The sequence below is a fragment of the Streptococcus sp. ACS2 genome (assembly GCF_000525585.1).
Lineage (GTDB): Bacteria > Bacillota > Bacilli > Lactobacillales > Streptococcaceae > Streptococcus.
In genome coordinates this window covers 1-8,588 of record NZ_JALT01000020.1, presented here as the reverse complement: position 1 = coordinate 8,588, position 8,588 = coordinate 1, and the positions used below count along the sequence as shown (strand labels likewise).

At 39.0% G+C, this 8,588-nt stretch carries 2 protein-coding genes and 6 pseudogenes; 5 read left to right on the top strand and 3 right to left on the bottom strand.

Annotation, left to right across the window (positions count from 1 at the left end; genetic code table 11):
• Positions 1-85, top strand: a pseudogene (locus HMPREF1517_RS10640) (IS200/IS605 family transposase); the annotation flags it as partial.
• Between the two features lie 433 nt (positions 86-518).
• Here the strand turns inward: HMPREF1517_RS10640 and HMPREF1517_RS10240 are convergent.
• Positions 519-1,251, bottom strand: a pseudogene (locus HMPREF1517_RS10240) (IS110 family transposase); the annotation flags it as partial.
• Positions 1,252-1,493: 242 nt separating this feature from the next.
• Here HMPREF1517_RS10240 and HMPREF1517_RS10775 point away from each other — a divergent pair.
• Positions 1,494-1,559, top strand: a pseudogene (locus tag HMPREF1517_RS10775) (DNA-3-methyladenine glycosylase I); the annotation flags it as partial.
• An 81-nt stretch (positions 1,560-1,640) separates the two neighbouring features.
• Here HMPREF1517_RS10775 and HMPREF1517_RS03815 read toward each other — a convergent pair.
• A complete protein-coding gene (locus tag HMPREF1517_RS03815) occupies positions 1,641-1,904 on the bottom strand; it encodes a SemiSWEET family transporter (RefSeq protein ID WP_037599404.1) in 264 nt (87 codons plus the stop codon).
• A 204-nt stretch (positions 1,905-2,108) separates the two neighbouring features.
• Between HMPREF1517_RS03815 and HMPREF1517_RS03810 the strand changes: the two are divergent.
• From HMPREF1517_RS03810 to HMPREF1517_RS03805, 3 genes and pseudogenes are all read left to right on the top strand, one after another.
• Positions 2,109-3,075: pseudogene (locus tag HMPREF1517_RS03810) on the top strand (IS256 family transposase); the annotation flags it as partial.
• A gap of 156 nt (positions 3,076-3,231) precedes the next feature.
• Positions 3,232-3,370 (top strand): annotated as a pseudogene (locus HMPREF1517_RS10450) (IS256 family transposase); the annotation flags it as partial.
• A 208-nt stretch (positions 3,371-3,578) separates the two neighbouring features.
• Positions 3,579-8,378 (top strand): glycoside hydrolase family 70 protein, encoded by a 4,800-nt coding sequence (locus HMPREF1517_RS03805; RefSeq protein WP_037599401.1) that lies wholly within the window; start codon positions 3,579-3,581, stop codon positions 8,376-8,378.
• An 80-nt stretch (positions 8,379-8,458) separates the two neighbouring features.
• On the opposite strand, the pseudogene HMPREF1517_RS10445 reads toward HMPREF1517_RS03805, so the two are convergent.
• Positions 8,459-8,588 (bottom strand): annotated as a pseudogene (locus HMPREF1517_RS10445) (ISL3 family transposase); the annotation flags it as partial.

Sequence of the window (8,588 nt, the reverse complement as noted above, 5' to 3'; positions counted from 1 at the left end):
ATTACAAGAAGACGTGATAGCAGATCGGCTCAGTCTTTTTGAGGAATATGATCTGTTTACAGGTGAGAAGAATAAAAGAAAGTAGTCTTAAAGAGACCCACTAGTCGGGTCAGCTAGCAAAGGTAGTGCTGAAGGGAAACCATTCGGTAGGCCTTTAGGCCTCGGCCGGTAGCAGAGGCTTTTAGCCGAAGAGCAAGCCACCGGTTCTCAAGGGTGGTTTTGACTAATCTGTTTATCAATTATAGTGAGTGGCGAAAAGCTAATATCTAGAGTGGATATAGTGGTATAGGGTAATCTAGTTTTGTTTAAATCTGGATATGAGTGACAGTTTCAAAAACAAGGGAAACCTTAATATTTTACTCTTTATTTCCGATTAATTCTGTGGTATTCTTAATAAGTCTCATGAGTTCTTCCTAATGATGGTTTGGTCGCTTTTCATTATAGTTCTTATGGGACTTTTTGTTTACACTCAAAAAGCTCCATAATCTCTACAGTGGTTTTACCCACTACAGAAATTATAGAGCCATAAGTTTCTGTGCATTATACTTAACCTCTTCTATTATAGGAGAGGTTTTTGAAATGGCAGAATAAGATTGCTTTACCAGTCCAACTAGCTTCTCAGCCAAGTTACCTACTCTGTTCTCTGAAATGCGTTTAGAGGTTGACTGGCGAATAGTCTCTTTCAACTCAACTTCCGATAATTCCAGCACCTAATGCTTTGTTGGGAAGATGGACACGAGATTCTAATATTGCTCACCTGCAGGAGTAGATAGTAGAATCTCGATTTCTGGGAAGGCGACTTGAAGAACTTTGTGCAGCCTATTCTTCGTCCTTACGATATCCTCTGTCAGATTTTGGTAGAACCGGCTAAGATCATGCAAGTTTTGATAGACTTTTCTTGAACATAAATTGGCTTACGGTTTAAAACGAATTGTGACGAAGCTAGTTTCCCTGCGTCAATTTTATCGGTTTTCCGGACTCGTAAGCTGTCAAGTTGCTTTTTAGCTTCCAAAGGATTAAGACGTGTATAGTCATAGCTGTTTTCTTCTAGAAAAGCCTGAAGTCGACAAGAGTAGACACCATTAGCTTCGAAAATAATTTCGGGGTTTCTCACGGTCTTTAGTCCTTCAGTAGACGAGAAAATCCGATAATGTCATTAGACATAGTATAGCCATGAACCCTTTCACCATTCACAAGAATAGCGACTTTTGAGCTTGCTTTACTCACATCAATTCCAAAAACTGTCCGCATTATGTTTACCTCTTTGTCTTGAATGATTCCTTATTTTAGTGATTTCATTTTCAATACTCGACGTCTAGCGTCCAACATACTTTGATAAAATTCCATCTAAAACAGGTGTCTTGCCAGTTTTTTTACGGCGTCTAGCGCCAAAAGAAGCCACGACTTCACAAGACACCTCTACTTTAACACAAAGAAAAAGTAGTGAGTACTCACTCCCGTCGGAGATTTCTTCACTACTAATCTTAGTATGTTTTCTACAGGCGGCAGGTCTAGTTGATGACCATGAGAATGATTGTGAATGGAAAAGCGGAAGTTAGTGAGTGCAGCGTTTAATTATCTGAGAATAGAGAAAAAGCTGAGAAACTCATCTCAGCTTTTTATACATACTATTAAATTTGTTAAAGTGAAGTCAAAAAAGTGAGTCCACCCAAAATCACACCAGCTGAGTTTGGAATAATTAGTATCCAATCTTTCTTGGGTTCTTTTGTCCATCCATAAAGAACCCAAATTAAACAAGATACTGCTGCGGATAAAGGCTGGAATGGTTGAGCTTTGTTGCCTTGTAAATTGGCAAAAATTTGTGGGATGTAGGCGATAAATACAATAATCCCGATAAAGGCCCCAATGGAACCGACAATTTGATTTATTTTTTGTTTAGTCATATATACCTCCAATTGTAGAGTATCAAAATGATTGAAAATAGGCAAGGAATATGGTCATTTGTTGTTATTTTCTGTACAAAATAGAATAAAATGTTTATATCTATATTTTGCAGAGGATAGTATACAATATGTTGTGTAAACACAAAAAGGAATAAATCCGTTATAGTAGAGTTGCGAAACATTACTAGAAAGAGATTTATTCCTATGACTCAGTTTAGCACAGAACTACTTAACTTCTTAGCCCAAAAGCAAGATATTGATGAATTTTTCCGTACTTCTCTTGAAACGGCGATGAATGATCCGCTTCAAGCAGAATTGTCAGCCCTTTTAGGGTATGAGCCTTACGATAAAGTAGGCTATAATTCTGGTAATAGTCGTAATGGAAACTTTAGTCCAGCTTTGATCCCCTCTTATGGACGTCGAGATGACCACTTGGAAGAGATGGTTATCAAACTCTATCAAACCGGCGTAACGACTCGAGAAATTAGCGACATCATCGAGCGAATGGATGGTCATCACTATAGTCCTGCCACAATTTCTAATATCTCAAAAACAACTCAGGAGAATGTCTCTGCTTTTCATGAGAGAAGCTTAGAAGCCAATTACTCTGTTTTATTTCTTGATGGAACCTATCTTCCATTAAGACGTGGAGCCGTTAATAAAGAATGTATTCATATCGCACTTGGCATTACACCAGAAGGACAGAAGGTTGTTCTTGGATATGAAATCGCCCCAAATGAAAACAATGATTCATGGTCCACCCTGTTAGATAAGCTTCAAAAACAAGGCATTCAACAGGTTTCTCATGTAGCGACCGATTGCTTCAAGGGGCTTGAGCAGATGATCAGTCAGGCTTACCCATTAGCTAAACAACAACGTTGCTTAATTCATATTAGTCGAAATCTAGCTAGTAAAGTGAAACGAGCAGATAGAGCGGTTATTTTGAAGCAATTTAAAACGATTTATCGTACTGAAAATTTAGAAATAGCAGTCCTAGCTTTGGAGGACTTTATCGCTGAATGGAAACCAAAGTATAGGAAAGTCATGGAAAGTCTGGAGAATACGGATAATCTTTTAACTTTTTATCAGTTTCCCTACCAGATTTGGCACAGCATTTATTCGACAAACCTCATTGAGTCTCTTAACAAAGAAATCAAACGTCAAACGAGGCTGGGACAATAGTCCTAGCCTCTTAATTGTCTTTGGATTGTCGAGCAAGACGCAGTGGTTGAGTGGGCTCTACTACGCTGATTTCATCAGTTTTTACAGCCCTACTCAACTGTGCGGAGGTGTGACGACGAAATCGACTTCTAACGAATTACCGATTTCTGTCCCACTCTCCTAACGAGGAGGCTCTGGAACGTTATTTAGTTACTTTGTTTGAAAATTATAATTTCAAGCAAAGTCAACGTATCCACAAAGGGTTTGGCCAATGTGCTGACACACTTGAAAGCTTATTTGATTAACATTCTTCAACTCTACTTGAGTGTTTACACAAAATTATTGACAGTATCCAATTCGATTACATGACAATTATTTAATCTTTCATTAAGATAGTAAAAAACTCGTTAAAATAAGATTTATCAAGTTTTTTTGGCGCTAAAAAATGATATAATGAATGAGTCTTTAAGGTGTAGATTTTTAGACAAAAAATATATTGGGGAAAAATTGAATATGGAAAATAAAGTACGCTATAAACTGCACAAAGTGAAGAAGCAATGGGTTACTTTAGCGGTTGCTTCAGTAGCCTTGGCTACCATTGTTGGTGCTAGTGTTACCACGTCTTCACTTGTTTCGGCAGAAGAAATAAATAATACTAATGGATCACCTTCAACAACTACAGTCGGGGAAAATACAAATCCTGTGGTTGAAAAAGAGGTAGGCACAACAACAGAGGTGGCAAATACTTCAAATGCCACAACAACAGACCGAGCAGCAGTTACTGCTGATAAACCAGCTGAAACGACAGTTCAACCAAATTCAGGAGCAACTAGTGATAGAGCTGCAGCAGTAGAGGTTGAAGCCAAACCTGAAACGACTGCTAAGCCAGAAGTAGCCGCTAAACCAGAAACAGCTACAACATCTGAAGTAGCTGCAAATGCTGGAGTAGCCGCTCCAACGACTGAGAAGTCTAAAGAGCTTTCTGAAGCTGAAATTAAAGCTGCAGTCTCACTCGATAATATTAAAAAAGAAAAAGATGGTAAATATTACTATCTTTTAGAAGATGGATCACATAAGAAAAACTTTGCCATTACTGTAAATGGTCAGGTCCTTTATTTTGATGAGAATGGTGTCCTTTCAAGCACATCAACTTATTCATTCACACAAGAAACAACAAATCTTGTCACTGATTTTACTAAAAACAATGCTGCTTACGATTCAACAAAAGCAAGCTTTGAACTTGTTGATGGTTATTTGACAGCTGATAGTTGGTACCGTCCAAAAGAAATCCTTGAAGCAGGAACAACTTGGAAAGCGTCAACTGAAAAAGATTTTCGCCCACTTTTGATGTCTTGGTGGCCTGATAAGGATACTCAAGTAGCTTACTTGAACTACATGACTAAGGCTCTTAGCAATGGTGAAGAAACAAAAGATGTCTTTACGATTGAAAATTCTCAAGCTAGCTTGAATGCCGCTGCTCAAATCATTCAACGTAAGATTGAGGTTAAGATTGCTGCTAATAAGTCAACAGACTGGTTGCGTCAGTCAATCGAGGCCTTTGTTAAAGACCAAGATAAATGGGACATTAACTCTGAATCTCCAGGTAAAGAACACTTCCAAAAAGGGGCTCTCCTCTTTGTTAATAGTGATTTAACGAAGTGGGCTAACTCAGACTACCGTAAACTTGACCAAACGGCAACAAGTCGTTTGGCAAACGATAAGATCAAGAGTGGTAGTGATGCTGGTTATGAGTTCTTGCTATCAAGCGATATCGACAACTCAAACCCAATTGTGCAAGCTGAAATGCTTAACCAATTGTATTACTTCATGAACTGGGGACAAATCGTCTTTGGTGACAAGGACAAAGATGCTCACTTTGATGGTATCCGTGTTGATGCTGTGGACAATGTCAGCATCGATATGCTTCAATTAGTGTCTTCATACATGAAGGCTGCTTACAAGGTCAATGAGTCTGAAGCACGTGCCCTTGCTAATATCTCAATTCTTGAAGCTTGGTCTCAAAACGACCCATATTATGTGGACGAACATAATACAGCTGCCCTTTCTATGGATAATGGTCTCCGTTTGTCTATTGTTCATGGATTGACTCGTCCAGTAACTAATAAAGGTACAGGTGCTCGTAATGCATCAATGAAGGACCTTATTAACGGTGGTTATTTCGGTCTTTCAAACCGTGCGGAAGTTACATCATATGATCAACTTGGTTTTGCAACCTATCTCTTTGTTCGTGCACACGACTCAGAAGTTCAAACGGTTATCGCAGACATTATCAGCAAAAAAATTGATCCTACAACAGATGGATTTACTTTTACATTAGATCAATTGAAACAAGCTTTTGACATTTATAATGCTGATATGTTGAAAGTGGATAAGGAATATACGCATTCAAATATTCCTGGAGCTTATGCTTTGATGCTTCAAACAATGGGTGCAGCAACACGTGTTTATTATGGAGACTTGTATACTGATAATGGTCAGTACATGGCTAAGAAATCACCATACTTTGATCAAATCACAACTCTTCTTAAAGCGCGTCCTAAATATGTAGCTGGTGGACAAACATCTTATATCCACAATCTTGCTGGAGATGGCGTATCGTCTGCTAAAGACAATAAAGAAGTTTTGGTTTCTGTCCGTTATGGTCAAGATTTGATGTCTAAGACTGATACAGAAGGTGGAAAATACGGTCGTAATTCTGGTATGTTGACCCTCATTGCTAATAACCCAGATTTGAAATTAGCAGATGGTGAAACAATTACTGTAAATATGGGTGCAGCCCACAAGAACCAAGCCTACCGTCCACTCTTGCTTGGTACGGATAAAGGTATCGTGTCCTCATTGAATGATTCAGATACTAAGATTGTTAAATACACAGATGCACAAGGAAATCTTGTCTTCACAGCTGATGAAATCAAAGGCTTTAAGACTGTTGATATGAGTGGTTACCTTTCAGTTTGGGTACCAGTAGGTGCGACTGACGATCAAAACGTTCTTGCCAAACCATCAACAAAAGCCTACAAAGAAGGGGATAAGGTTTATAGCTCTTCTGCAGCACTTGAAGCACAAGTGATTTACGAAGGTTTCTCAAACTTCCAAGACTTTGTCAAAGAGGATAGTCAATATACTAACAAATTGATTGCAGCTAACGCAGACCTCTTCAAGTCATGGGGTATTACGTCATTTGAGATTGCACCTCAATATGTCTCATCTAAGGATGGCACTTTCCTTGATTCTATTATTGAAAATGGTTATGCCTTCACAGACCGTTACGACTTTGCCATGAGCAAAAACAATAAATATGGTTCAAAAGAAGATCTTCGTGATGCCCTCAAGGCTCTTCACAAACAAGGTATTCAAGTCATTGCTGACTGGGTTCCAGACCAATTGTATACTCTCCCAGGTAAAGAAGTAGTGACAGCTACTCGTACAGATACGCATGGTAAGGTGCTTGATGATACTAGCTTGGTTAATAAGCTCTATGTGACAAATACCAAGTCATCAGGAAATGATTTCCAAGCACAGTATGGTGGGGCCTTCCTCGACAAACTTCAAAAACTTTATCCAGAAATCTTCAAAGAAGTTATGGAAGCGTCAGGTAAGACAATTGATCCATCTGTGAAGATTAAACAATGGGAAGCTAAGTACTTTAACGGTACAAACATCCAAAAACGTGGTTCAGACTACGTTCTCAGCGATGGTAAATTGTACTTCACCGTTAACGATAAAGGTACCTTCCTTCCAGCTGCCTTGACTGGTGATACAAAAGCTAAAACTGGATTTGCTTATGATGGTACAGGGGTAACTTATTATACAACATCTGGTACTCAAGCTAAGAGTCAATTTGTGACATATAATGGCAAACAGTACTACTTTAACGATAAGGGTTACCTTGTAACTGGTGAACAAGCTATCGACGGTTCAAACTATTTCTTCTTGCCAAATGGTGTTATGTTTACTGATGGTGTTATTAAAAATGCCAAAGGTCAATCATTGGTTTATGGTAAGTCAGGTAAATTGACGACTCAAACTGGTTGGAAAGAAGTTACTGTTAAAGATGATAGTGGTAAGGAAGAGAAATTCTACCAATACTTCTTCAAAGGTGGCATCATGGCTACTGGTTTGACTGAAGTAGAAGGTAAGGAAAAATACTTCTATGACAATGGTTACCAAGCTAAAGGCATCTTCATTCCTACAAAAGACGGCCACTTGATGTTCTTCTGTGGCGATTCAGGTGAACGTAAGTACTCAGGCTTCTTTGAACAAGATGGTAACTGGTACTACGCTAATGATAAGGGCTATGTTGCCACTGGATTTACTAAGGTAGGTAAACAAAACCTTTACTTCAATGAAAAAGGTGTTCAAGTTAAGAATCGCTTCTTCCAAGTTGGTGATGCCACTTACTATGCAAATAACGAAGGTGATGTTCTTCGTGGTGCGCAAACCATCAATGGTGACGAGCTCTACTTTGATGAGTCAGGTAAACAAGTTAAAGGTGAGTTTGTGAACAATCCTGATGGTACGACTTCATACTACGATGCCATTACAGGTGTGAAACTTGTGGATACATCACTAGTAGTTAATGGTCAAACCTTTAATATCGATGTTAAGGGTGTTGTGACTAAGGCACATACACCAGGCTTCTATACTACTGGGGACAACAACTGGTTCTATGCAGACTCACATGGACGTAATGTCACAGGTGCTCAGGTCATCAATGGTCAACACCTCTACTTTGATGCAAATGGTCGTCAAGTTAAGGGTGGCTTCGTAACGAACACTGACGGTAGTCGTTCATTCTACCATTGGAATACTGGTGATAAATTGGTATCAACCTTCTTCACTACCGGTCATGATAGATGGTATTATGCTGATGATAAGGGAAATGTCGTTACAGGAGCTCAAGTGATTAACGGTCAAAAACTCTTCTTTGCTACTGATGGTAAACAGGTTAAAGGTGACTTTGCAACAAATGCGAATGGCAGCCGTTCATACTACCATGGAGCTACTGGTAATAAGTTAGTCTCAACCTTCTTCACTACTGGAGACAACAACTGGTACTATGCTGATGCCAAAGGTGAACTTGTTGTTGGCGAACAGACGATCAACGGCCAAAACCTTTACTTTGACCAAACTGGTAAGCAAGTGAAAGGTGCAACAGCTGCGAATCCTGATGGCTCAATCTCTTACTATGATGTTCATACAGGGGAAAAGGCTATTAATCGTTGGGTTAAAATTCCTTCAGGGCAATGGGTATACTTTAACGCTCAAGGAAAAGGCTACGTGTCAAATTAAGATTAATGAATGAAAGAAGTCAATCACTTTTTGTGGTGGCTTTTTTCGGCTCTTTGTCAACTGTAGTGGGTGACGAAAAGCTAACATCTAGAGAGGACCTGATAGGTCTTCTCTTTTTTTATGTTCAGAGTGATGAAGACACGTTTCTTAAAGTTGATGAAGTTTCTAAAACCGAAGCCCAACCGTTTGATGTCTTTAATCAACTTATTA

Bases quoted from the DNA above. Each gene is read 5' to 3' on its own strand.
- HMPREF1517_RS03815 (WP_037599404.1), bottom strand. From the start codon at position 1,904: ATGACTAAACAAAAAATAAATCAAATTGTCGGTTCCATTGGGGCCTTT.
- HMPREF1517_RS03805 (WP_037599401.1), top strand. From the start codon at position 3,579: ATGGAAAATAAAGTACGCTATAAACTGCACAAAGTGAAGAAGCAATGG.